Origin of the sequence: Natronorubrum tibetense GA33 (assembly GCF_000383975.1) — an archaeon.
GTDB lineage: Archaea > Halobacteriota > Halobacteria > Halobacteriales > Natrialbaceae > Natronorubrum > Natronorubrum tibetense.
Genome location: NZ_KB913021.1, coordinates 40,799 through 64,915 on the forward strand (window position 1 = coordinate 40,799; position 24,117 = coordinate 64,915).

At 62.7% G+C, this 24,117-nt stretch carries 13 protein-coding genes and 1 pseudogene; 9 read left to right on the top strand and 5 right to left on the bottom strand.

Going from position 1 to position 24,117, the window contains the following annotated elements; all coding sequences use genetic code 11:
* Positions 1-180: 180 nt before the first annotated feature.
* The gene (locus NATTI_RS0124290) at positions 181-762 is read left to right on the top strand and encodes a hypothetical protein (RefSeq protein WP_006092978.1); all 582 of its coding nucleotides are present in this window, start codon (positions 181-183) and stop codon (positions 760-762) included.
* Positions 763-1,246: 484 nt separating this feature from the next.
* Here the strand turns inward: NATTI_RS0124290 and NATTI_RS0124295 are convergent, their stop codons facing one another.
* A complete protein-coding gene (locus tag NATTI_RS0124295; RefSeq protein ID WP_006092977.1) occupies positions 1,247-4,243 on the bottom strand; it encodes a hypothetical protein in 2,997 nt (998 codons plus the stop codon).
* Between the two features lie 711 nt (positions 4,244-4,954).
* Here NATTI_RS0124295 and NATTI_RS0124305 point away from each other — a divergent pair.
* From NATTI_RS0124305 to NATTI_RS0124315, 3 genes are all read left to right on the top strand, one after another.
* Positions 4,955-7,945 carry a hypothetical protein gene (locus tag NATTI_RS0124305; protein ID WP_152423984.1) on the top strand — a complete coding sequence of 997 codons (2,991 nt, stop codon included), beginning with the start codon at positions 4,955-4,957 and terminating at the stop codon, positions 7,943-7,945.
* 782 nt (positions 7,946-8,727) lie between these two features.
* Complete coding sequence (locus NATTI_RS0124310; RefSeq protein ID WP_006092974.1) at positions 8,728-9,210, top strand: hypothetical protein; 483 nt, start codon at positions 8,728-8,730, stop codon at positions 9,208-9,210.
* Between the two features lie 802 nt (positions 9,211-10,012).
* Positions 10,013-12,250: a HEAT repeat domain-containing protein gene (locus NATTI_RS0124315; RefSeq protein ID WP_241434429.1), complete on the top strand. Its 2,238-nt coding sequence runs from the start codon at positions 10,013-10,015 to the stop codon at positions 12,248-12,250.
* A gap of 18 nt (positions 12,251-12,268) precedes the next feature.
* Here the strand turns inward: NATTI_RS0124315 and NATTI_RS0124320 are convergent, their stop codons facing one another.
* The 4 genes from NATTI_RS0124320 to NATTI_RS0124335 form a co-directional block, all read right to left on the bottom strand.
* Positions 12,269-13,174 (bottom strand): ADP-ribosylglycohydrolase family protein, encoded by a 906-nt coding sequence (locus NATTI_RS0124320; protein ID WP_006092972.1) that lies wholly within the window; start codon positions 13,172-13,174, stop codon positions 12,269-12,271.
* 128 nt (positions 13,175-13,302) lie between these two features.
* Positions 13,303-16,281 carry a type 2 lanthipeptide synthetase LanM family protein gene (locus NATTI_RS0124325; protein ID WP_006092971.1) on the bottom strand — a complete coding sequence of 993 codons (2,979 nt, stop codon included), beginning with the start codon at positions 16,279-16,281 and terminating at the stop codon, positions 13,303-13,305.
* Positions 16,282-16,568: 287 nt separating this feature from the next.
* Positions 16,569-16,802 (bottom strand): hypothetical protein, encoded by a 234-nt coding sequence (locus NATTI_RS0124330; RefSeq protein ID WP_006092970.1) that lies wholly within the window; start codon positions 16,800-16,802, stop codon positions 16,569-16,571.
* 162 nt (positions 16,803-16,964) lie between these two features.
* Positions 16,965-17,705: a class I SAM-dependent methyltransferase gene (locus NATTI_RS0124335; RefSeq protein ID WP_241434428.1), complete on the bottom strand. Its 741-nt coding sequence runs from the start codon at positions 17,703-17,705 to the stop codon at positions 16,965-16,967.
* A 375-nt stretch (positions 17,706-18,080) separates the two neighbouring features.
* Here NATTI_RS0124335 and NATTI_RS0124340 point away from each other — a divergent pair, with 375 nt between their 5' ends.
* From NATTI_RS0124340 to NATTI_RS0124360, 5 genes and pseudogenes are all read left to right on the top strand, one after another.
* Positions 18,081-18,578: an LITAF-like zinc ribbon domain-containing protein gene (locus NATTI_RS0124340; RefSeq protein WP_241434427.1), complete on the top strand. Its 498-nt coding sequence runs from the start codon at positions 18,081-18,083 to the stop codon at positions 18,576-18,578.
* 644 nt (positions 18,579-19,222) lie between these two features.
* Positions 19,223-20,713, top strand: a complete 1,491-nt coding sequence (locus tag NATTI_RS0124345; RefSeq protein ID WP_241434426.1) for a hypothetical protein — start codon at positions 19,223-19,225, stop codon at positions 20,711-20,713.
* A 442-nt stretch (positions 20,714-21,155) separates the two neighbouring features.
* Positions 21,156-21,530: a hypothetical protein gene (locus tag NATTI_RS0124350; RefSeq protein ID WP_006092962.1), complete on the top strand. Its 375-nt coding sequence runs from the start codon at positions 21,156-21,158 to the stop codon at positions 21,528-21,530.
* Between the two features lie 97 nt (positions 21,531-21,627).
* A pseudogene (locus NATTI_RS27575) lies at positions 21,628-21,857 on the top strand (type B DNA-directed DNA polymerase); the annotation flags it as partial.
* Positions 21,858-22,822: 965 nt separating this feature from the next.
* On the top strand, positions 22,823-24,073 hold the full coding sequence (locus NATTI_RS0124360; RefSeq protein ID WP_027119302.1) for an RNA-guided endonuclease InsQ/TnpB family protein: 1,251 nt from the start codon (positions 22,823-22,825) through the stop codon (positions 24,071-24,073).
* The last annotated feature ends 44 nt before the right edge of the window (positions 24,074-24,117 follow it).

Sequence of the window (24,117 nt, forward strand, 5' to 3'; positions counted from 1 at the left end):
AATGTCTGGAGTCGCGAGCGTCATCTCACTCGAACATCACCCCTCGATCGGATAGTGGGGCCTGGCGATGCACAACTACTGTAACGTTAGGAGTGGGACACGAGCGCGAGCTACTACACGGCCTGTAGGCGCACACAGCGACCTAAACGGCCAGTGCACGGAAACTCACGTGAGTCATCCATGCATCCCGAACCGCACGATTCAGCGTTCTACCGCACCATCATCGAACATCTCGTCGACGACTGCCCGTGGGACTCAATCAACGGCGATGTCAGGCCGAGCCGCGTCGCTGCAACCGCGGCCGACCCAACCGCCGTCGCCGAACTCCAGCTGACGCACCTCTTGACTGACGCGGAGCTATACTGCCAACTCCCCGGCCCCGGCGACGGTTCGGCCGCACATCTAGTCCTCTACCAGGGACTCGACCATGCGCTCGATGGCACTGGTGAACCGAGCGACGACGGGTTTGTAGAAACCCTCTCGGCAGCACACGAGACCATCGCGAGCGTTCACGAGAGCGAGTACGTCACGCCCGTTGCAGACCCCACCATCATTCTCGAGGCACACGTCCCGCACAGCTACACCGAGAGCAAGCTGTATTCGATGATGACCGCAATTTCGGCGACCGCGCTTCGTGTCCAGCGCCTGCATGGCGAGCTCCGAACAACGGTGAACGCCGTCTCGAACGTCGAGTCTGACGGCGGCCACCGACGCTCCCCGCTCGTATTTGAATCCAGCGTTGAGTCGGCATGTCAACGGTAGCGTCGGACGCCTGACCGCTGTCAAACTAGGTATGAAGACCGAACTTGTACCACTCGATTGGGCGGCCGATGGCCGCGAGATACGAACCTAGCGTCGACCCAGGACGGTGCCGTGACATATGTCGGACCTCCGTTCGACAACGTCGTGACCACCGTTCGCGTGAATACGACGGCTACAAGGACACTTTCTCACCGAGCGGAAGCCCCACCGGCGCCTCGCGTTCTGTGCCTCCTGCGGCACGTACCACGAGGACACCATGGACGAGTTGGCCTACTCCACGGCGAGACCGAGTTACGGTACGTCGTGTCGATGCGAGCCTGAAACTGCTGTCACGAAGGCGTTGAACCGGTCGACGGGTATCCTGAGGAACCAGACACTTCGCGCATCGACGGCCTGGATACCGACGAAAAGGACTGACCGCCACCCCCAAACCGTGGCTGGCACTGACGGCGATCTCAGTGGACGACACCGGGTCGAAGGTCGGCTATGGCACGTCAGCGGCGCCAGTCTGGGCAGCGGTGAGGACGTCGATGGCCGTCAGCCGGGTCGCGGGCGGGACATCGTCGGTCTCCGCGAGGAACCTCTGGGTCTGGCGTCGAATACGCTCCGCGTGCTCGGAGTCCGGCCGTCGTTCGAGGGCGCGAGCGACGGCTTCGAGTATCTCCCGTCGACCGGGGTCCGTGCTGTCGAGGTACCGACGCAGTCCGTCCTCGAAAGACATCCGAATGATGTCGACATCACCAATCGCCTGGCCACTTCCGACCTTGAGCACCGTTTCCAGGAACCACTCGGGATCGAGGACGTCGGTCTCGACCAATCCGGGAAAGAACTGCACAGGCGTGTACTCCGTCTCTTTGTAGATGGCTTTCCGGAGTTGGCGCCCTATATATGCCGTGAGCGATTCGGTGACGGTCGACCCCAGCATTCGAAGAATCGTCGCACGTCGACACTCGCCGGGCGTCTGTAGAAACTCATCGAGTATCATAATCTGCTGAATCAAGCCTTCACCGCTGCCCGGCAGAATCCAACCCGTTGAATCGAACGGCGTGTCTTCGCCAGGGCTCTCGTCGAGCGCTACCCTGTCAATTATGTCGTTCGCCACCGCCGGCACGTCGGGCGCTTCTGCGAAGACTGCCTCGCCGACCAGTCGAGTGCGGTAGCGGCGTCTGAGCCCCGTGGTGTCAGCGGCGTGGTCCTCGAGCACAGGTATCGGGTTCCGGTCCTCATCCGTGCAGAGTGTCGCGACTTCGCCGATTGCAGCGGTGACCGACAGTCGATGCCGCCGTGGCACTGTCTCTACGTGCTCGAGCAATGATTTGCATGAGGCCGGCGCGACCTCTGGGGCCGCCGCGAGTACCTCGCCAAGTTCCTGTGTCGCCACCCAGCGAGTCGGCCCAGTGGTCGACGGAATGCGCGCTCGGTACTCCCGAAGTAATGCCGCCGAGGTACTCGCGTTCCGCGCGATTGATTCGCCGAGTACCTGCGCGAGACGGTCCCGCCTGCTGCCTTCCGCCGTTTTGCACGCAACATGGAGTGGCTGGAGTTGCTCGGGGAGCGGTCGTGGGACGGTCGAGATGGCTTCACCGAGCGCTCCAGTGGCGCGAATCCGAAGCGGCTGTTCGAGGGACTGAACCAGGTCCACAAGTCGCGCCACCGCTTCGTCTTCCAACGACGTTAGCGCCCTGATACTGTCCCTGAGTGACCCCAGCGCGTGCCACTGGGGTATCTCGTCGTCCGTACTCCTGATAGCCTCGACATAGATGTCGATTGCCGTCGAGGCGGTCTGGGGGTTCGAACCGACGATTTCGCCGAGAATGCGTGTGTTGAACGCGCGCTCGTCGTTCCCGAGGGACGGGCCGTGGAAGACGTTGTCGACGAACGGCTCGGTGACGTCGTTCACTAGAGAGCGGTCGGCGAGTGCGAGTTCGCCGAGGGCCTGTTTCGCCCACTCTCGCTCTGTAGGTGTCGCCTCAGGGCTCTGCCAGAAGTCGACGAGTGCTTCGATCGGGTCCGTGGCGCTCTCCGAGATGACTATCGTTGCGATGGCGAGGGCGTGCAGTAACGGGGCTCGAAAGGTACCGTCCACTGACTCCAACGCCTCCGTGAGCGGGCGTACCGATTTCGGAATGCGGTTCGGTGCTTCGAGGACGAGTTCTGCGAATCCCTGCGCAGCGTTCTCTTTTGCATCTCCGTCGTAGGTCCGTAGCTCTGACTCGAGTGTCGACAGGACATCATCGCGACCGACAGACTCGTTCTCGATGACGCGACCCAACTCCCGGGTGACTGCCAGTCTGGGCGGCGAGTCACTCGAGTCGAACCTCTCCACGAACGTCTGAATACTGTCTGAGAAGGACTCGGGGCAGGCGAAAGCGATTACGCCGAGCGCGACACGTGACTGGTTCTGCAGTCGCAAGAGGAACTCTGGGTTTTCTGCCTGCTCCTTCAGGACCGGGCAGATCGCGGCCATCGAGTCTGCGTCTGCAAGGCGGTACTCGCCTACGGCGAGGGCTGCCGCCGCACGAACCAATCCGTCAACCTCGCCCATGTACTCGAGAACCGCGTCCGTTGGCGACTCCTCATGCACCCCGATACGCTTGAGGGCGATACCTTCACCGATCGCTCGTGCAGCATCCATCCGACGACACCCAGCCGCACTTCGAGTCGCCTCGACGAATTGTTCGAACGACCCACCAGAATGGTGTTCGCCGACGGTGTCTGGCTGCTTGGTACGTATCGCATCGTTCGCAATTGCGACGTAAGCTTGCGTTCGGCCGAATTCACTGTTCGCAACCTCGTCGAGTACCGCAGCGACCGGCTCCGGGTCCGTCAGCCGGTCGGCATGCTGGCCAAGGAGCACGGCCAGCAAGCGCATCGCATGTCGAAGCGCCGAATTCGACTGATCAACGGCCATCAGTGGCGGACGGACGGCCCGAATGTAGTCGACAAGCGCTCGACACAGAACGTCGAGGTCGAATCGCAGACTGATGTGGTCCCAGACAACTTCGGGGCACCACTTGGTCAAGTTCGCGAGTACCGCCACGCTCAGCCGCGTTGTCTCTGTAGTGAACCCTACAGCGAGGATATTCGCAGCCGGGTGTGCGATCGACACCGCCAATTCGTCGGCCGTCTCGATCTTCCGGAACAATCTCGGGTCAACGACTTCACGCAGTACCGCAAGCAGCGTCCGCGTTACGTCGAGTGAGAGGCCCCGTACGAGCACCGTCTCCCCTGTCGATGTCGTCTCGACAAGCCGTTCGACTTCGTCCATCAGTAGGTGTGTGAGGATGGGGGAGAAGTACTGCGCCACCTCCTGGTGCTCTTCCGCGGTGTCCCGCAGCGTCTTGCAGGCAACGAGTCGCCGCTTGAGCCCGCTCCGAGGGTTGTCAGGGCCGACTGGGGCCCGGAGCTTCGCGGCCAGCTCCTTGGGCGTGTAACCGTCCAGCGGGTCCGCGTGGGCGCCCACATCGTTCGGCTCCGTCATCGTCCGGTACGTGACACTCGTCTGCCTCTACTTAAACGCACGTTCGCATCGTTCAACTGACGACGCGTCTGTGCCTCCAAGTCGTGGATAGAAGCACCAATCATCTCATCGAAACAGGCCGCAATCAAGCATTTGTGATCTCTGTTCGTAACGACTGGTTCAAACGCGATGTGGTATCGAACTCAAGGTGAATGCGGCGTCGGTCTTCGTCGACAGTCGGAAACGACAGGGCCGCAGCCGGCCGGAAAAGTGCTGACACTCGCCCCGGACGCGGAGGCGAGCGAGGCGTCATACGAGTGCCTGCGTCAGGTGGGACCACATGCAGAGACTGGATTTCGGGTCGTCACAGCGGCGAGTCGTTCGAGAGCGAAAACGGTCACCCACAGGCCCCATCCCCTTTGCTGTGGGCTGACCGGTCGTGGCAGCTAGCGATTCGCGAGCGGCCGGTAATCGCCCGACCACCCATGTGGAACGAGGCGACGGAGACCCAAAGAACGACAGTGCCGTCCACAGCGAGTGTGACCCGGCCGGTACCGTCCCGCGAGCCACCATCATACTCAAGCGTCGGGCCTGTGTGCGTTCGGACGACGAGATGCACCGAGTCACCCGGCAAAGCCACGCGAGGATTCTAGTGTACCTCCGCGAGATAGCGGGAGAAGACGCCACGAGCGTCGTCCAACTGCGGCAATGAGGTGCTTCGACGGCGAGTCGATGAGCGACGTCGCGGGCATCGCGTTCCCGGTCGACGGCGAGATCCTAACGCTGGCCGAGACGCTCGACGAGGGTGCCTCCAGGTCGAGTTCGGTCGGTGCGCACCTCGACGCGGTGCGTGCCGCGGAAGCGCTACGGGAACGGGAAGTGGACGCGCCAACCAGCGTGCGAGCGATCGCGCCGACGCTCGAACGAGCACTCTGGGAGCCCGACGGTGCGAGTGGAGACGCGACCGCGAGCGACCTCTACGTGTCGGGGCTACGAGAGCGCCGTCGCGAACTCATCACGGCAACGCTGGCGTCAATCACGGACCCGTCACTGGTCCAGGGCTATGAGGCGAGTTTGTACTCGCTGCGGGGACTGGTCGCGGCGGTCGGGCGGACGCTGACCGCGACAAGCGCGGACGTCGTCCGCGAGCACTGTCTCAGGACGCTCGCCGCGCTCGGTCGGGTACGACCGGATGTCGTGCAAGAGACACTCGACGGCGACGCGGTCGCCATCGGCGTCGACTGGCTCCAGCGCCGCGAGACGCCCGAGCAATGGCAGGAGACCGTCGTCGCGGAACTGCTCGCGATCACCGCCCCAGCGCTGCCGTCGGTCTGGGACGACGCCTCGATTGCGACTGTGACTAAGCACTTGCTCGCGAGCGAATCGGCAACGACGCGAGCGCTCGCCCGAGCCGTGAGTCGAACGGCACCTGCAGGATTCGAAGGCGTCCTACCTGATGGTCCCGGGAAACAGCCGTTTGAGCCGCTCCGGCGGCTCGGTGAAGATTCCTCTCTCGGCGACCGGGAGGGGCGTCGGCTCGCTCGTGCGGTCGGACGATGCGTCGCGCTGGACCCCGACCTGACCGCAGACGCGCCCGCGGCGCTGGTGGAGCGCGTGCGACAGGCACCCAGAGCGGAGCTGGCACCGGCGGCGACCGCACTCGGCGAGGTCGTCGCAAACACGGTCGCGTCCAACGAGAGAACGGGAGCGGCACTCGTCGAACGGGTGGAAGGCGCCTCGGGTGACGCCCGGCACCGTCGCGTGCGTCTCCTGGGCGAAGTCGCGGTGGCCTGCCCTGAACGAGTCGACCCGGTCTCGCGGCGGTTCCGCGAGCGGGTCGCCGCGGCGAGTCCGCCCGACGCGGCTGCGGTGCGTGGCGTTGGCGAGTGCGTCGTCGCTGCGGCCGAAGACGGTCGTCCGCTCGCGGTACTTCGTCGGCAGGTACGGGCGGGGACCGGTCGGGAGCGCGAGCGGGCCGCGGTCGCGCTCGGCGAGTGGGTCGCACACGTCCCCGACGTCGTCGACGCCGAAGTGGATTCGCAGGCGGCTGTCGTCAGGTCGACGAGCGGCGGCGATCGTGAGGCGGTCGCGGCAGTCCTCGGCATGTATGTCGTCGCGGTCGCGGCCGGGGGCGTGAAGGCGGGGACGACCGTGGTCGGTTCGGACGCGTCGACCCGGGCGACTCGGGTGCGCGGCGAACGCGTTCTGGCAGGGGACGTCGACGGGTTCAACCTGACGCGAGAGACCCGGGTCGGTCTCCGCGAGAACCGTGGGGCAACCAGGCGCTTCGCGACGCAAGCGCTCGGTTTGGCACTTCAGTACCGGGAATCGACGGGGAGCGCGCCCCTCGTGGCGATCCGAGCGGCCGTGACGTCGAGCGCGCTTGACCAACGCCCGCACCGTCTCAGGCTCCTTGGCGAGTGGGTCGCTGCCACCGGAACGAGCGAGGGCCGGGTCACGGCACTCATCCAGCGCGTTCGCAAGACGACCAGCACGGGCCGCGAGCAGGCCGCTCGTGCCCTCGGCGTAGCGATGACCGTACGCGCGGGGTTCGGGGCGCGAGACGCCGCCGCGATCGGTACCGCCGTCGCCAGGCTGGCGGTCCACGATGAGGTCGTGGGAGCGACGCGTCGTGCGGTCTGGCGGGCGAACCCGGAGGCTGGAGACGCGTCGACGACGCGCCTGCCGGCAGGGGTGCCGGCGGTCGACCGCGACTGGCCGCTCCGTGCGCTCGGCGAGGGTGCAGCGGTCGCGGGGGATTCGGTTCCGACTGGCTGCGGGTCGCTCGCTGCGACGGTGGTGGAATCCGATGGCTGGGACAGTCAGAGCGCGGCGAGGGCACTCGGCGCAGCACTCGTCCTGGACGAGTACCCGGCGCCGGACGTCCTCGCGTGGGTGACAACCGGTTTCGGCGGGACACCGGAAAGCAGAGGCGCGATAACGTACACGCTCGGCGAGGTCGCCGCGGCGCACCCCGAGTCTTTCCCGGGTGTTCCGGATACGCTTGTGGCAAGCGTCCGCGAGGCATCGGGCACTGTGCGGACGACGACGGCACGCGCGCTCGGCGAGTACGTTAACATGCCCGCGCTCGCCGAGCCGTCCTCGGTGAATGCGCTCCAGAACGCAGCGAGTGACGCCAGCGGCGACGCCCGGGCACACTTAACGCGAGCTCTCGGCGAGGTCCTCGTTGATGTCCCCGACCCAGACATCGAGGCGCCTGCGCTCCTCGTCGACGCCGTCGCAGACGCGACCGGCCAGGACCGGCGAGCGCTCGCACGCCTCCTCGGCGAACTTGCCGTCGCCGACGACCTGGGAAACGTCCTTGACCGAGTCGTGCCCGCCGAGACCGATGCGTCGGTGTTCGAGCGCGCACGCCGCAGTCGCATGACCCAGGGACTCACCGCCGTCGATGCAGTTGGCGTCGAGGACCTCCTTGCGGCCCTCTCCGTCGGCGAGACGCACGACGATGCGTTCGTATCGTCCATCGATGTGGACACGACGCCCGTCGAGACGCTCCTGGAATCACCGCCACCGATACGCGACCCACTCCTCGACGCGCTCATGACCGCACTCGGACGACGCGCAACGAGAGCTCCGGGCAACCCCGGCACTCGATTCGACGCCTGGCTGCGCGAATCGACCGACGCAGAAGCGCCCGCTCGACTCCACGCGGTGGCCGCACGCAGCGCGGTCGACACGACCGCGGCAAACATGGACCGCTAACGCGGCTGCATCCGCCTGTCGATCGGATCCCGGGTGCCCCCTGGCCACTACACTGATTTGTGCTTGGCGAATCAGCCGAGGGAAGGCCTCGATGGCGGACACAGCGAGTGTCTCGCACCCGGAGTCGATCTCGCTCGTATGTCCGATGTAACCGAGCGAGCGACGGAGGTCCGCGACGCCGTCGCCTCGTCCGGAGTCGACGTTGTGTTTCGGGCTGGACGAGTTGTCTGGCAGCGCCAAGGTTGGTCACCGCCGGCGTGGTGACAACGGCCCCACCGGCTATACGGTCGACGCTCGTCGCCGCGTTCCGGGAAGGGAGGCAGGATTCGGTGGGGCCGTGCTGACAACACTGGTCGACGCGAGCGCGCTGCTACCGGCCGACCTTGCCCAGCGATTAGCGCACGGAGCGCCCGAGATAGCAGCGACACGCGTGCACTCGTGACTGAAGTCACCCCATGCCTGGCACGCTCAACCTGTTCAAGACGGTGACAGCATGGGTACTTGCCGCCTTCCAGCGGTACGCGCCAGCCCTCGGCGCATTCCTCTGAGCGGACGCCCTGGATGTCAAAGCTCGTTTGACTACCATCCGGATACTCAAGGTCTCAACGCAACGGCTACGACCCCTCGAGCGGGGACTAACCACGTCGAACCGAGAGGTTCCACGAGCGTCCCGCCAGAGCGAGCCTGCCGAGATCCCACTCACCCCCGTATCTGTAATAAAGCCGGAGTTCAGGTGGGCTGTCAACGACCGATCGGTGAAGGTGGCACCACTTGGTTGAGATATGGCAGCGAGCCCAGACGACGACGGCGAGGACAGCACTGAACTCGAGAACGCGGCGGACGAATACGACGACTCCGACGGCTTCGACGTCGAGGCGCTTCTTGAAGCGCAGTTCGAAGCCATCGACGAAGACGGCCAGGAGCTTACGGAACTGATCAAGATCGCTCACTTCACCCTCGGTGTTGACAGCGAAACGAGCAACGCGATCCAGCAGACGATCCGGGCGGTCATAAAGGAACTCATGGGCGAGCACGAGGAAGTCACGATTGCGGAGGTCGCGGATGCGCTGTGGTCCGAGCTCCTCGTCATCAACAGCAATCTCCGTGAGGACCCCGATGACAGCGAGGGAGTCACCGACGCCGAGCGCAACGGTGATGAGCAAGCGAAACTCGACGACATCGCGGCCATGGGCGTCAGCGGTGACGGCGGTGACGACGCCGAGGTTAGCGAGTCCAGCGCGAGCCACGACCCGGCGTTCCAGTAAGGGACGCGCAGCCAGCGACACGGCCCTGACGCTCGCCACACAAGCTCGCCGACGGTCGGCCTACCTCCGGTGCCGGAATATAGTAACAACTGAAACGATTTACATACTGATCGCACAGCAGTCGTGCGATCAGGTGTGCATTGACTTTCAGTGTCTACTATACCATCCCTGACTTCGACGCCGCAGAGACGGAAGCGGCGGCGTCAACGCTCCCGTGGCTGCGCCGCAGTGTCCAGAGGGCGACGAGCGCGTCGAATACGGTCTCGGACCGTGCCTTCGCGAGGCGACCCAGTGCGTACACGGTCCATCGCAGTGACCTGCGTGGACAGCGTCGCGGACGACGGCACCGAGCGTCTCGAGAACCGATGCCAGCGGCCGGTTGGCTGTCTCGTAGCTCGCCGCGAACCTCGGGCTGTTCATCTCGACCACCGTATCGCGTGCAGCCGTGAGTGTCCGGCCGACGACGCCCGCTAACAACAGGAACTTGGCGTCACCGTCCACGTCAAGAGGCGCGCTGGACTACATCACTGGTTCAAGTGGCTCGGGAGAGCGCTGTTGAACGGCAGTTCGAGCGCTGGCTCTTAATCAGTGGAAAGCCACGAGTAGACGCGACTAGCGACCATCCCCAAATGTCGTCGAATCCGAAATAGGACGAGCGCAATCGACGTGGTCGAACGCGCTGGCACACACGTCCTGTAGGTCGGCAAGAGTGGTTATACGCTGTCGGAGCGATGGTGTTCTCGATGTGGATTCGTTCGAGGTGCCGGCACGACACGTTCCGTTTTGAGCGGGGTGACCAGTAGTGTCCAGCCACACAAATTTTCCCGTGAGCCCCGAGGCGGCTCATGAGGTAGTTCGAGCGAAGCTAGACGACTCGGAGCCACCCCGGCCGGACGACCCGCGGCTCGCCGCCTGCGCGTGTCTTCGGAGCGGGGACCCCGAATACCGGGCCGACGGTGCGGCATTGCTGGCCGCAGTCGCCGACGAAAATGCGCGAGCCGTCCAGCCAACGCTCTACGACCTCGCGGCCGTACTCGACGCGCCAGACCGACGGACGCGAGTCCATGCGATGGCCGCGTTCCAGGTCGCCGCCAGCGCGATCCCGGACACCGCAGTCGACCTGCTCGATGCCGTCGTCCCGAGGCTCACGGATGTTGATCCGCTCGTCCGGGAGGCCGCCGCGTCCACCGTCGCCTGGCTCGCCGAAGCAGTCAGGGACGACACCCGTGGCGATTTTCCCGACGGGACGAGAGCAACATTCCAGCCCGCAGTCGGTGCGCTTCTTGCGGTCCTCGTAGCCGATACTGGCGACGAGCGCTTCGAGTGGACGGCAGCGTTCGCCGTGACGCACCCGACGCGGACGTTCTGGGGAGCCGTCGACGCGGGTGCGTCCCGCCGCTCCGCGTGTCATTGGCAGGCCACCTTCGCAGTGGCGATGCTTGCGGACTGGTTCCCCGAGCAGGTCGCGACACACGACACCCAGCTCGCCACCCTCGCCGAGTCTGGCGCGCGAGCGGAGACCCGATGGTACGCTATCGACGCCCTTGCTCGCGCCGGCGCCGACGACACGCTCCGTACGGTCCGCGACCGCGCCCTCGCCGCCCTCGAAAAGCCCGACAGAGCGGCGTCGAGCGTCGAAACGCTCTACCACCTGACGACCGAGCGACCGGCGCTCTTGGTCCCCGCTGCACCCTCCCTCGCGAACGTGCTAGACGACCTCGACCCAGAACCGACAACGCTCGCCGTCGTCACGATACTACACGCCGCCGTCCACGACCCCGACCCCGTCGCGGTCGACACCCTCGTTCGCGAGTGGCTGCGGACGGCGGACGAAGACGACTCGCGGACGAAGCGCGTGAATGTCGACTTAGTCGCCTCGGTCGCCACGGCTCACCCCGAACAAGTGCTCCCCGCAGTCGGCCACGCGCTCGACATCCCGATCGCGGACCACGCTCTGGCGGCCGACGCCGAGCGCCCGACGCAATCCACTCAGTCCGGCGAGGGTTGGGACACAGATAGGGCGTGGCGAGTCCTCCTCGAAATCGCGTCTCGCGACCGCGAACTGGTGTGGGAGGTCGTCAAGGAGGACCGGCTGCTGGCGCGACTCGACCAGCAGGCCGATCGCGGTGCTCGCATCCGCAAACTGTATGCCACCACTGTCCCGACGCCACCGCCCGAATCCGTGATCGAGGACCTATTCAAGCTCCTTATCGCAGACACGACGGGTGCGTACGCCGCGCTGTCGACTCTGCAGGACCGGGCACCAGATACAGTCCTGACCGCGGCAGTTGACGCCGTCGACGGCGCGTCCGCGCCGGTCGCGGACGTCCTCTCCGTGCTCGTCGCCCTCAGCGACGACGACCCAGCCGCCCTCGAACCGCTTCAGGAGACGCTCTGGTCGTGGAACAACACCATCCGGCCCGGCGACGACCGCTGGAGCGACCTCGTGACGATCCTCGGTCGGATTGCCGTCGCGACCGACGACCGCGAGCGCCTCTCCCGGATGCTCCACCTCGAGCACGCCGTCTACTGCAAGCGATTCCTTCGGACCGCGGTCGCGCCAATGGTGATCCAGACGGCGCCCAACAAGGCCGTGCCAGCGCTTCTGGAGCACCTCGAACACCGGGATGCGTCGCTTCGAAAGCAGGTCGTTCGCCTGTACGAGACGCGTCCAGATGGCTACGGCGGTTGGGCACCGACCATCCAAGGCGCTGTGCTCGCCAGAATGACCGACTCTGACCCAGGTGTTCGGTCCGCAACCGTCAAGACCCTCGGGACGTGGCTCGAATACGTCACTGAGACGTCCGGTGATGCACGCGACGGCTGGGTATCGCCGGTGCGGTCGGCACTGTTCGATGGGCTCGACGATGAGGACTGGCGCGTTCGAGCACACGCCGCTCGCGCCCTCGGTGCGGACATGGACGCCGAGACCCAAGCAACCTTCGAGACGCGTCTGGCGCAAGAAGGCAACCAGACGGTCCGGTTCGAGATACAGCGCGTTCTGTCCCGACACTCCCGAGAGGCGCGGACCGATCGGTGAAGCGGCGTGACCGAGACCTCAGGCCAGTTCGAGGAGGTCTTCGGCGATCGACTCGAGTTCGGAGCGTTCGTCGATGGTCGCGAGCCACCGCTCGGGGAGGACGCTGGCGCCAAAGCGAGCACCGGCGACGGCGCCGGCGATGGCACCGATGGTGTCAGCGTCGCCGCCGCGGTTGACCGCGGTGACGACGGCGTCCTCCGCACTCTCAGCGGTGAGCGCGTCGTGGAGCGCCGTCTGGAGCGAATGTACGACATAGCCCGACGTCTCGAACTGACTGGGCGTCTCGCCGTCCACGAGTGGCTCCAGAGCCGGGACGAGGTCGTCGGGTACGTCCTCGACGAACGCGAGTGCGTCTCGGAGTGGTGCATTCCTATCCTCGAGGAGTCCGGCGATGGTAAGGTTCAGTATCGCGCAGCCGTCCCTGCACCGTGGGTCGGCGTGCGTGATGGTCGAAGACTGCCGACTGACCGTGACCAACCGGTCTCTATTGCCCGCGTACGGGATTGCGAGCGGCGCGCACCGCATGATGCTCCCGTTCCCAGCGTTCTGCCCCTCGGGGCTTCGCTCCCAGACCCGCTTACCGGCCTCGTCCCACGACGCTCCCTGCTGGATCTGGTGGAGCGAGCGCGCGGTCATCCGCCCGATGTCGAACGGGTCGGACTCGTACCACTCCACGAACCGCGCGGCGACGTCCGCTGGATCGAACCCGTCCTCTTCGACGACGCTCCGCGCGATACACAGTGCTTGCGCGGTGTCGTCCGTGAGCGTCCCTGCCGGCTGATTCCACGTCCCGTGCCCGACCATCTCCTCGAGACGACCGTACTCCGCGCTGAGTGCCTCCGGGGACGAGAATTCGACCGGTCGTCCGAGGGCGTCGCCACAGGCCAGTCCGAGAAGCACGCCTCGTGCGTCGTCGCTCTGCATAGGCCCACCGACGCTGAGGAGCCTGAAATGACTCGGGTGCGACTACAACGGTTGTAAATCGTCTCAGGGTCGGAGACCACTCGCGACAACGTCGGTCGCGTTGGCCACGAGTCTGGCACGGTGGCCGGTCAGGCGGGCTCGCATTGGAGAACGTTCGGGACGACAGTCGGGTTCGCGGTGTACAAGAGCGCGAACCCGATACCGGAGAGTCCCTGGAAGAGCGTCGGGTTCGGTACGCGGCTAGTGTGCGCCGCCAAGGCAGCGGAACCGGCTACGCATTGAAGGTCGTGTTCCGAACCGAGCCGACTCCGAGCGTGGTCGCACAGCCGGTCGTCGTCCAACTCTGCGCCGGCCGCGGCCAGCGCGACGGCACGCCCAGCGTTACCACAGCAGAGCCCATCCACCCCCCGACCGTGCTCGCCAATTCGGTTGGCAACCGTCGCAACGTCGGCATGCACGGGAACGGGCGTGTTCCCGAGGGCGAGGCGAGCCAGGACGCCGCCGGTGCGGCCGTGGCACCACGCGTCGGCGAACGCTGGGCCGTGTTCCCGGCGGTCCGGCCAGTTCGCGCGCTGGTTGCTGTATGATTGCTGTTCGAACTGGAGCGCTTGTGTGGCGCACTCGCGGTACAGCGGGTCGCCGGTGACAGCCGTTAGACGGCCCAGGGCGTGCGCGATGCCAGCGGCGCCGTGGGCGTACCCGGTGAGGTGCTCGTCGGTCGGTCCCGTCGGCCACGCAGCACCGCCGCTGTCGGCGATTGCGGCGCCAACGAGCGCGTCACCAGCTTCACGGGCCACCGTGAGGGCACTCGACGTCGGCCGATGCTCGTGGAGTACCAGGCACCCCAGGACGACACCTGCAGCACCACGCATCACGTCGTACGGGCCTCCCTCAGAGATGCGGTCGGGTTCGAAGGTATCGACCAGATCCTCCGCAGCGGCGAGACATTCGGATGCATTGAGGACCGTACCGACGACAGATAGCCCGTAGATCGCGCCCCCGAGGCCATCCAGGCCGAGGCCGTCCACCGCTTCGGCACCGTTCGTCCGGATAGCGTCTCGAAGCGGACCGGTCAGTTCGAGTGCCGTCTCGCGGGCGTCGTCGCGGTGGAGTTGGTCGGCCACGACTGCAGCGAACACTGCGACGCCCAGTTGCCCCTCGTACAGCCCGTCTCCAGCCGTTCCGACCTGCAGCCGGCCCGCGTCCGTCTCACGCCGGACGACCCACTCACCGGCGTCGTTGTCGTGAGCAACGGTCGCATCGACTACGCAGTCGTAGACCCGGCCGGCTGCGTCCATGAGGTCGTTCACGGCAATGTCAGGACTGCTCGCGGCGTGCGATGGTGTCGACATGGCGGCCTCTTCCGAGGCAGACGGGTTGAGTGCCATCTCGATGACGTCGCATTGCTTGCGGATGGTGTCCGCGTTCAGACTGGTGAAGCGTTCTTTCACTCGGCGGTATCCGGCGCTCTCGGTGATGCCATCGATAGTGGCGTCGCCGCAGTGGAGGGTTCCACTGTTCGCATCGGCGGTGAGTCTGGGTACGTCGAGTCGAAGGAGCGCGCGCCGTTCGGCGTTGACGACGTCCCATGCAGGATCGTCCGCATCGGCGAGCATTGCCTCTGATACGAGGACGTCTGTGGTGAACGTCAGTCGCCGCCCATCCTGCAGCGTCTCCGGCGACTGCAGCGCCGATAGGATTCCATCGTACTCCTGAGTGTTCCGGAACAAGACCCGCGTCTGGAGCGTCGAGAACCTGCTTGGGAGCGACAGGCGGTCCTCGACGACGGCGCGACAAACGGCAGCAAACGTCTCGCTGATTTCGTCTGCGTACCCCGCTGCTGCGACTGGCGAGTCCGGTGACTCCTCGACAGACGGGACGTTCCGCGGCGGTGGCGACATGAGTTCAGCGTCTCGCTCCCGCCGGCGCATCGCGTTCGTGTTGACGTTGGACCACGCCGTCTCAACGGGCCCGGACCCGATCGGGATCTCCGGCTCGCCGAAGCCGTTGACCATCGCAGTCTCGGGGATCGTCCCCGAGGCGTAGCTCTGCGGAAGCAAACCAGTCCAGAGGACGCTCCCTGCCCCCGTCGCGGTGTCGGTCGGCGCCGCTTCATCCGTACTCGGCGAGACGGCCGGAGTCAGCAGCGTCTCCGCGTCGACGACGACTGGCGACCGCCCGTTCGCGACGACGTTCTCGTAGTGACAGTCGTTCAAATACAGCAGGTACGCACTCGCGAGCACCACGCCCGCACGACGATAATACGCGTCCATCGCGTCAGTACTGGAACAAGGTTCAGCGGCGACGTGCTCCACCCACCCGTACGCTTCGCGCGCCAACACGTCTACCGAGCGGGTTTCGACGCCGACTGCGTCGCCTGCTCGCTTGAGGAAGTTGTCGAACGCAGCCTCCGTGCGGACGCTCCGGGGTTTGTAGACGACTCGCGTGTCGTCGTCGAAGGTGAGGAGAACGACGCGGCGGCCGTCGGCGTGCCTGTCTGAGTCGAGTATCGAGGCCTCGGTCAGCGCCACCGCTTCGTAGTCGAAGTTGAACGTGTCTCCGAGTGACTGCCAGTCGGCGTCGAGTCGGCGGTCGAACTCGCGGACTGCATCGCACCACTGAGTGACGATTCTGGCGAGGAACCGCGGAAGCACTGGGTATTCGGCGAATAGTTCGGCGAGCCCGTTCTCGGTACGGAGGCCGGCGATAAACTCGTCGTAGAGGTCCGTCTCTGCTGGCGTCGCGGGATCGGGGAACGCACTGGGGCGGTTCACGGCGATGTACGTCCGGAACTCGACGTACAGGACGTCACTACACAGGCGCACGAGGTCCTGGCGCAACGCCCCCTGCAGCGATGTAACGACCGAGGAGGGTACCCGCTCCAGACCCGCCTCGAGGACACGATCGCGAGCGAACGCGACAATAGGTGCGAGCACGTCCGCGAACGGAATTTCCTCCGGCGGCTTTCCCAGTGCTGGCCGAGCGTCGGCGTGGGTGTCGGTAATGGACGCGGCGACATCCTGCGCGGTCGTGACCCAGTCCGGGAGCGCGACGTCGTCTGGGAACGCGTCGACGTCCGCTATCGCCGCAAGGGCGAATTCGTCCATATCGCTGCGCGCGACTCGTTGGACGACATCGTCCTCAGTCCAGCCCGGAGTGGTCGCAGCCCAGTCACCGACGAGGTTAGTGTCCGTCCAAGACTCCGTCCTCGACAGCCCTCGTTGCTGGGAAGCGACCGCCGTCGTGCGTTCCTCGATAGTGCTGGCTTGCCACGCGATACGCCGCCACAGAGATGCCGTGAAGAGTGCTGTCATGAATGACTGATTGTATGATTGGTGTAGGACTCGGTCGTGCTGGCAGGCCAGCATCCGCAAGAACTCGGAGGTGAATCCTGTCAGCAGGAGAGCGTACACTTGCACGTGCAGATGCACGTGAACGTGTACTTCGCCTCGCTGATCTCGGTCATCACCTCGAGAGCCTCATCGTCGAGTTCCTCGTCGATAATCGCCTGCCGCATCGCCGCCTTGAACCCATCGTCGGTCGGGTCCAACTCGAGCGACCCGGGAGTAGCGTCACCGATGGTCTCGCGCGCTTTGTCGTCGGTCGGAGTGGGAATGGTCGAACCCATACACCTCCATTTGAACGACTCCATAATAACGGGGCCACGCTGTCTACACCACCTGTAACGTGACGTCCTCGTGCTGTTTTCACTCTTTGTGACGTCACGCATCCGAACAACCAGGACAGCTCGAGATATACCGACACCTACGGATGAGTGGTGCTGTGAGTGTCACGCGGGCTTCTCAGCCACGAACAGACCGCTCTGGAGGCACGTGGGATCGAACTCGACGGACTCGAAGCCAGCCGCCGCCAGTCCGTCAATCACCTCGTCCACCGTGAACAGCATCAGCGTGTGCGTGTCGGCGTGATGCGTCGCGGTCGCTTCGCCCGTCAGTGCAACCAGATAGTCACTGTTGAGCACTAGATCTCGGTCCTCGACTCTCGATACCTGGACGCTCGTGATAGTGACGTCGTCGTCGGTGTACGTCCGGACTTCTCGGTCGACGCCCGCGTCGTCCGGCATCGCCTCCGGGACAAACGGGGCGAGTTCGACGACGAGGATACCACCCGAATCGAGCGCATCGTAGCACTCCCTGAGGATGCCGTGCATGTCGTCGACGGACGCCGCGTACGCGAGGGTATGGAAAAGCATCGTGATACAGTCGAACGCGTCGGTGAACGGAAGTGCGTGCATGTCTCCACGGAGGACAGTAGCGTCGTCCGTTCGCTCGTTGGCGACCTCGACGACGCCCTCGTTGACGTCGAGCCCGACGCACTCGAAGTCGGTCTCCATATGACGGAGGTGGGTGCCGACGCCGCAGCCGACATCGAGGACCGATAGCGAGCCCGATCCGATGCGTTCGAGAAGGACGTCCTCGACGACGCCAGCTTCTCGCGCACCGTCGCGGTCCGCACGGTCCAGTTGCTCGTAGTAGACCGCCAGTTCGTTGTACACGGACATCTCTGGCATACCGAGACCCAGAGGCGCGAGCGCAAAGAGGTTGGAAAGCCGTCTCCACGAACTGTAGCCCGCAATCGTCGTCCCCTCCGTGCACTCAAGCGGGGCGGCCGTGCTCGAGTGCGACGTCACGAACCACGGTAGAGCAAATGACCGACGGACTGGTGAGGTTCGGCAAACACGTGGGACTACCCCCACTGAGGACTGTTCGGCATCGATATGAGGTCCTCAGTATCGACCCTCCTCACCCTTTTGAAGACAATAGATTGTCACTCACTATACTATTCAGTCGTTGGCGGGGGAAGTCAGACCGGCCCCCTATCGATGATCCGTCCTGAAAAGAGATCCTTAGCAAAGTCTGTGTAGTCGCAAGTTGCAGTAGTCTGTATGCCCTACTGCACGAATTGTGGAGGCCAAGTCAAAGACATTCATCACTACTGCGGGGCATGTGGTCAGACGCTTTCTGATATTGCAGAGTCAGAAACCGACCCTCCGATGGCCGTCGATCGCGAGGGCTTCCTCTCGTTGCGCTCACTCTCGTACGTCAACAACCTACTGAACGGAGAGCAAGATCTGGACAGAGACTCGGTATCTTATACCCAATTGTCGCGAGAAGTGAGTGCCGCCTTCGCTGATTTTGCTCGTCTGGCGATGATAAAAGACTTAGATTTGCTCCAGCTCTGGGCTGCGGGCTCCAGTTCCGAGGGGTTGAACACTCCTGTTGAAGACATGAGTAGCAACCAGTTCCGCGACTGGCTGGCCGCTATTGGCCTTTCTCGTACTCTACGGATGTACGACGAATCTCTCCACACGGGGTTCGAGGACGACTTCAACGAGCGACTCCAGAAGCTCCTCGAGATTGCCGGGGAGGAACTCGATAGTTAGGGGTGTGTCCAGCGAGAATCCTCGCCTATGCACGCACTTTGTATCGAGGGGTTACGTACGGCGAACGTCCTGAATCGAACACCCTAACGCCGTACGTACATGCTCCACCCTCGAAGGGGAGATCAGTTTATAGGGTTATCAGTTTCTAACCAGTCGATCAATCGAGACGATTAACTCATCACCACCCCATAATCAGATAGATGGCTGGTGCTGATCATGATGACTGCTGCCGGGGTGCTCACGCAGCTTCCCAACAGGGCGAGTTCACTCAAGCAACCGTCTGGGATGCGTGCCGAGATGGGATTCAAGAGGCAATCGAGACACAGCTCGACGACGAGCAGGCACCACCAGTAATCATCGACGGCCTCCCCACGATCGGAAAAACGCGACACGCAAAAGAGATCGCGTTCGACCTAGATGTCTCGGCCGCAATCCTCACGCACCGGTATGAGACGCGGGACCAACACCTCGGCCTCGCTGCCGAGCATCAAAAAACGGTAGTTGAAGTTCCAACGCTCGACCGGGACTGTCCAACCCGCCGAGGAGAGTACGGATCCGATTGGGCCGAGCGAATCAACGACTATCGGTTGCGGGGAGCCTCACCGACGTATCTTCACTACTATCTGCAGGATGTGCTGCCCTGTATGCAAGACGGTGACTGTCCATACCTCGCACGCTGGGACGCGGTCGAGGCGGCAGACGTCATCGTCGGCGGGCCAGCCCACGCCGCCCTTGATCGCGTCGTAGACGACCGCGTCGTCATCTTCGACGAAGACCCAGGAACCGCCTATCGAACGGAATTTGACGCAAATCAACTCTCAACAGCGATTTCAACCTTTCTCAGCAAGAACGGCGACTTGCCGATAGACAACCACTTCGGGTTGATTGGGGCTGCAACAAATGAGGGGATGGAGGCGATACGAGATGCGATTCGTGACGAACTCTCAGATGACACCTCTATTGCCCGTCCAACTGAGGCAGTCGACGATGATGACGGCCATGCCGAGGCCCCGACTGCAGTGCTCGCTATGCTCGAACTCGGCGGACCGATTATTGGCGATACCGCACCGACGGAGTATGACTGGGACGATCAGCTTCGGGAAGAAGCAGGACTTGATTATGTCGAGCTTCCAGACGGGTCACAGGTTGTCTACGATCACGCCGAATCACGGGTCGTCATCCGACGGCCGCCGACTCTTGATGCTGCCCGCGCAGTAGTTGGACTCGACGGAACGCCGATCGAAGAACTCTGGCGCGGACGGCTTGGCGTCGACGAGATAGTGAGTTGGCGGATCCTCTGCGATGACTGTCGGGCCCGGTATCTCCGTGACGTCATCGGCTACGAGTTCGTACAAACGACCTCGCACGTCAAGCCATACAGCAGTGGTGAATACGTCAATCGACGGGGCGACTTCGGGGTGATCGAGGCGGTCGCAAATCGCCACGATACAACAACAGGCGTCATCACGACCAAGAGTGCAGCTGAGCGTCTCTTCGAAGAGCCATCCAGTGAGCCATTTATCGACATCGAACGAGTGACTGACCAAATTGCGGACGTCAAACACTACGGCGCGCTCCGGAGTAGCAACGACTTCACAGGGACGGAGGTGGGGGTCGTACTCGGTTCCCCCCATCCCGGAGACCGTCCGCTTCAGATTACGGCCGCACTGGAAGGCTTCACGGCGGTGAGAGGTGACGAGGGGAAGGGAACAGACCTCGACTACGGGATTCCTGAACGGCCGTTCCTCCGGCACTATCGCGAACACAAGATTGCCCAAGCTGTCCTCCGGTTCGGCCGAACGACGGCTGCGACGGTCTACATCCACACAGGGGTACTCCCTGAGTGGTTATCCGAGATGGTCACGGTCGGGCCAGAGGCTGTCACGACCGAAGAGCGCTCCGAGGGGCAACGTGGTGTGATTCGCGCGCTCCTGGACGAGGGCCCGGGGACAGCCGCCGAGATCGCAAATCGAGAGGGAGTCTCTATCGGCGAGAAGCAAACCCGGGACTGGCTGAAGCGACTCCGGTCGGAAGGGTATGTCTCCCGTGATGACTCCCAGCCATACACGTGGGGTGCCAACGGCCTAGCTGACGCTCCGCATACCGCCCACGTGCGGCTGCCTGAACTCGGGTAGTGGCGAAAGTATTATCACCCCCACGAATACGCTATCGGTTGATTTTCCGTGAAATCACAAGCAGCTCGCGACGGCCCGCCTCGCATCGGTTTCACACCGTCCAAATCCCCATCTCTAACGCTGAATCAGACCCTTCCTACGTCTGGACTGAGCTGACTTCCCTTCGCTAAACTGAGCCACTACGTATAGAGTTCTATACGTCCTACCTCAGACTTCCTGACCTTCCCTCTCTTTTCAATTGGAACTGGTCCAAAGCGACTCACTGTGACCTGTCCCTTTCTGAACGATGCCTGAACTCCCACCGTTGGATCGAGACATGCGTCTCCATCGGTGAATTTCCCTGGGTGATTGGGCCATTGCGAGGCGGGCCGGCGCGGGGGCGCGCCTCACCGAAGGTGGAGCGCGCCCGTCGCGAGGTTGCGACGGGGCGCGGCCACCGACTATGAGCTCGAAACGCGACATCCGATCGACGGACACGACCAATGCACAGACGAACGAGCCGACGCCCCGGTTCGAACAACCACTCAGTGACGACCAGATCTGGACGATGCTCCAGACGGCTGCGAACAGCGCCCGGATCATGCCGATCGTGAAGGGTGACTGGGAGTCGTCGACGCGCTCGTACGAGACGCGTGAGGACACAGCCCGCGCCCTGATCTTCGACCTGAGCTTCTACGCCGACTATCGGTTCAGCCAGGTTCGCCGGTTGTTCCAGCAGACCGCAATGCGGGACGTCCTCACCAAGACGGAGATCGACGACATTGTCGAGGAGGCCTACATCCAGCAGAACGGACGGAGCTATCCAACGTTCGCATAATGGTGAGGTAGGCCAGTTACGAAGTGCTTCTCACGGGGCAGAGCCCGCGGAGATTCCCAGAAGTCCGGGACTGAAGCAGGAGATCCGCTGACACCGAGAAGGTCACACACAGAAGACGCAAAACGTGGCGGTACTTAAACAGGCTCTCGAATAGGACCTTGCCGTCCATCCCAGACAGGATATCGAGTACGCCGTCGTCGACGAGAAATCCTCACTGGACCACGTCGCCCTCGCCCCGTAGAGATCAACACCTACGACGCATTGTACTACGAGACGCAGCTAGTCCGAGCTGCCGAGATCCTACTGTCTCCCTTTGACTGGAATTAGAACGACATCCGACGCGAGTTCAATGGAACACGTGTAGTCGATATCACGGACTGGGCCTAACGAACCCCCTCCCCCCTTTTTCGAGTTGTAAACTCGTGACGACGGGGAGGGGGTGAACAGAAAGAGGGGCTGCAAAACAGCCGATTGTGGCAGATACACGCGATAGAAGACCTGAACATCCATTTCTCTAAGTTACAACTAGGAATGCGAAAGTTTATGGTGCGCGTTATCTAACCATATCCGCAATGGGGACAAAAGAAATAAATCTTCTAGCCCAGCTAGAAGATTGGAATCTCTGGGTATATAAAATCTCCTCATCTCGCACATGGTTCCAATCTCGAGAACTATCAGGTTTCATCGCCTCTACGTCCTATTTTGTGAACTCCATTCCCACTCCATGGGGTCTGGAGTGGTCTGCACCCGGCAACTTACAACTCGAAAAAGGGGGGAGGGGGTAGAAGGTTCGAGTATACCACACGAACTTCACCAACCATCATGTTTGTTAACCGGTATTACTCTCATTTGTGAACTGCTCCTACGAGCGTTACCCTTTCGCGACAATTCTGGTGCTTACTACTCGAAAACGGGGGGTGTGGGATACACCGTTTCACCCTAAGCATCATTCGCAAAATTCAGCCGATATATATCTGCTTCTATCTTTAGACAGCGAGAGAACCATCTCGAATAGTCTGCAACTCTTTTGTCCGGTACGGTAGTCGGCAGTAACAACGTACGAAAACTGCGAAGTCACGATCGAGAAGGCGAAGGAGCGCCGCTACACGGCGCTCCGAAGCGTTGTCACTTGTCATGCATCTTCCTGACCGATTCACTCGGTCAGTTTGGGAAGTGACCTGTTTAGGACGGGCGTGAATCGCGTCGCTTGAATACCCAATCACCGCCGATTGCTAACTGGATATTCCATGTTAATCCACACCATTAAGCAGGATTACTTACATAGGCTATATATGGTGGTTCAGGTCACTCGAACCTACGTTAGTTCTATTCAGAACCACCGACAGGTCTGTGATAGTCTCGACTCGCTCGGCGATTCCGCCTCAAAAATCTGGAACGTCGCCCGATGGACAGCAGACCGAATCTGGAACGCAATCGGCAAAATCCCAGATGTAGGAACGCTGAAAGCCTACATGAAGAACCAAGCGTGCTGGAAGGACCTGAACGCCCAATCCAGTCAGAAAGTCATTGAAGAACTTTCCGACGCTTTCCAGTCGTGGTTCGACCTGCGACAGAAAAACCCGAAGGCGAATCCGCCAGGCTACCGCAAACACGGCAACACACGTCCACGGAGCACGATCACGTTCAAAGCAGACGGGTTCAAACACGACCCCAAGAACAACCGTGTTCGACTCTCAAAAGGGTCGAACCTCAAAGCGTATTGGTCGGACTTCCTGCTCTGCGAATACCAGACCCGTCCCGACGTTGACCTCTCGGAAGTCAACAAGGTGCAGAACGTTCGCGCGGTCTGGAATGGCGACGAGTGGGAACTACACTTCGTCTGCAAAGTCGACCTCGAAACCAGCGACTCAGCAGGTGACGAAGTTGCAGGCATTGACCTCGGCATCAAGAACCTCGCCACGGTCGCGTTCCCCGACGAATACGTTTTGTACCCTGGCAACTCGCTCAAGCAGGACAAACACTACTTCACACGTGCGGAGTACGACACAGAGGGCGAGAACGGTCCGTCGGAGAAGTCGAGGTGGGCGCGTCGAAAACTCGCAGAGCGCGAAACTCACTTCTACCACGTCCTCGCGGACACTATCATCACTGAATGCGTTGAACGAGGTGTTGGAACGCTGGCAGTGAGCTGGCCCGAAAACGTGCGTAAGTCCGACTGGGGAAAGACCGGAAACAAGAAGTTGCACACGTGGGCGTTTGACCGCATCTACCAGTATCTCACATACAAAGCCGAGATATGTGGTGTCGAGGTGCTGAAAGAGAACGAGTGGAACACCTCGAAGACCTGCTCAAAGTGTGGTGAGGACACGAAGTCGAATCGTGTCGAACGTGGCCTGTACGTTTGCTCGTCGTGTGGGTTGGTGGCCAATGCGGATTGTAACGGGGCGGAGAATATGCGTCAGAAGATAACTCCGAGTCCTCATGGCGAGGATAGGAGTAACGGCTGTGTGGCACAGCCATCGGTACACTTGTTCGACCGCGAGAGCGGGACGTTTCGCACGAAAGGACAGGTCGTATCGTAGACCGGCAAATATCCCAACCGCGGTACGGGAAGCCTCGTCGTTTA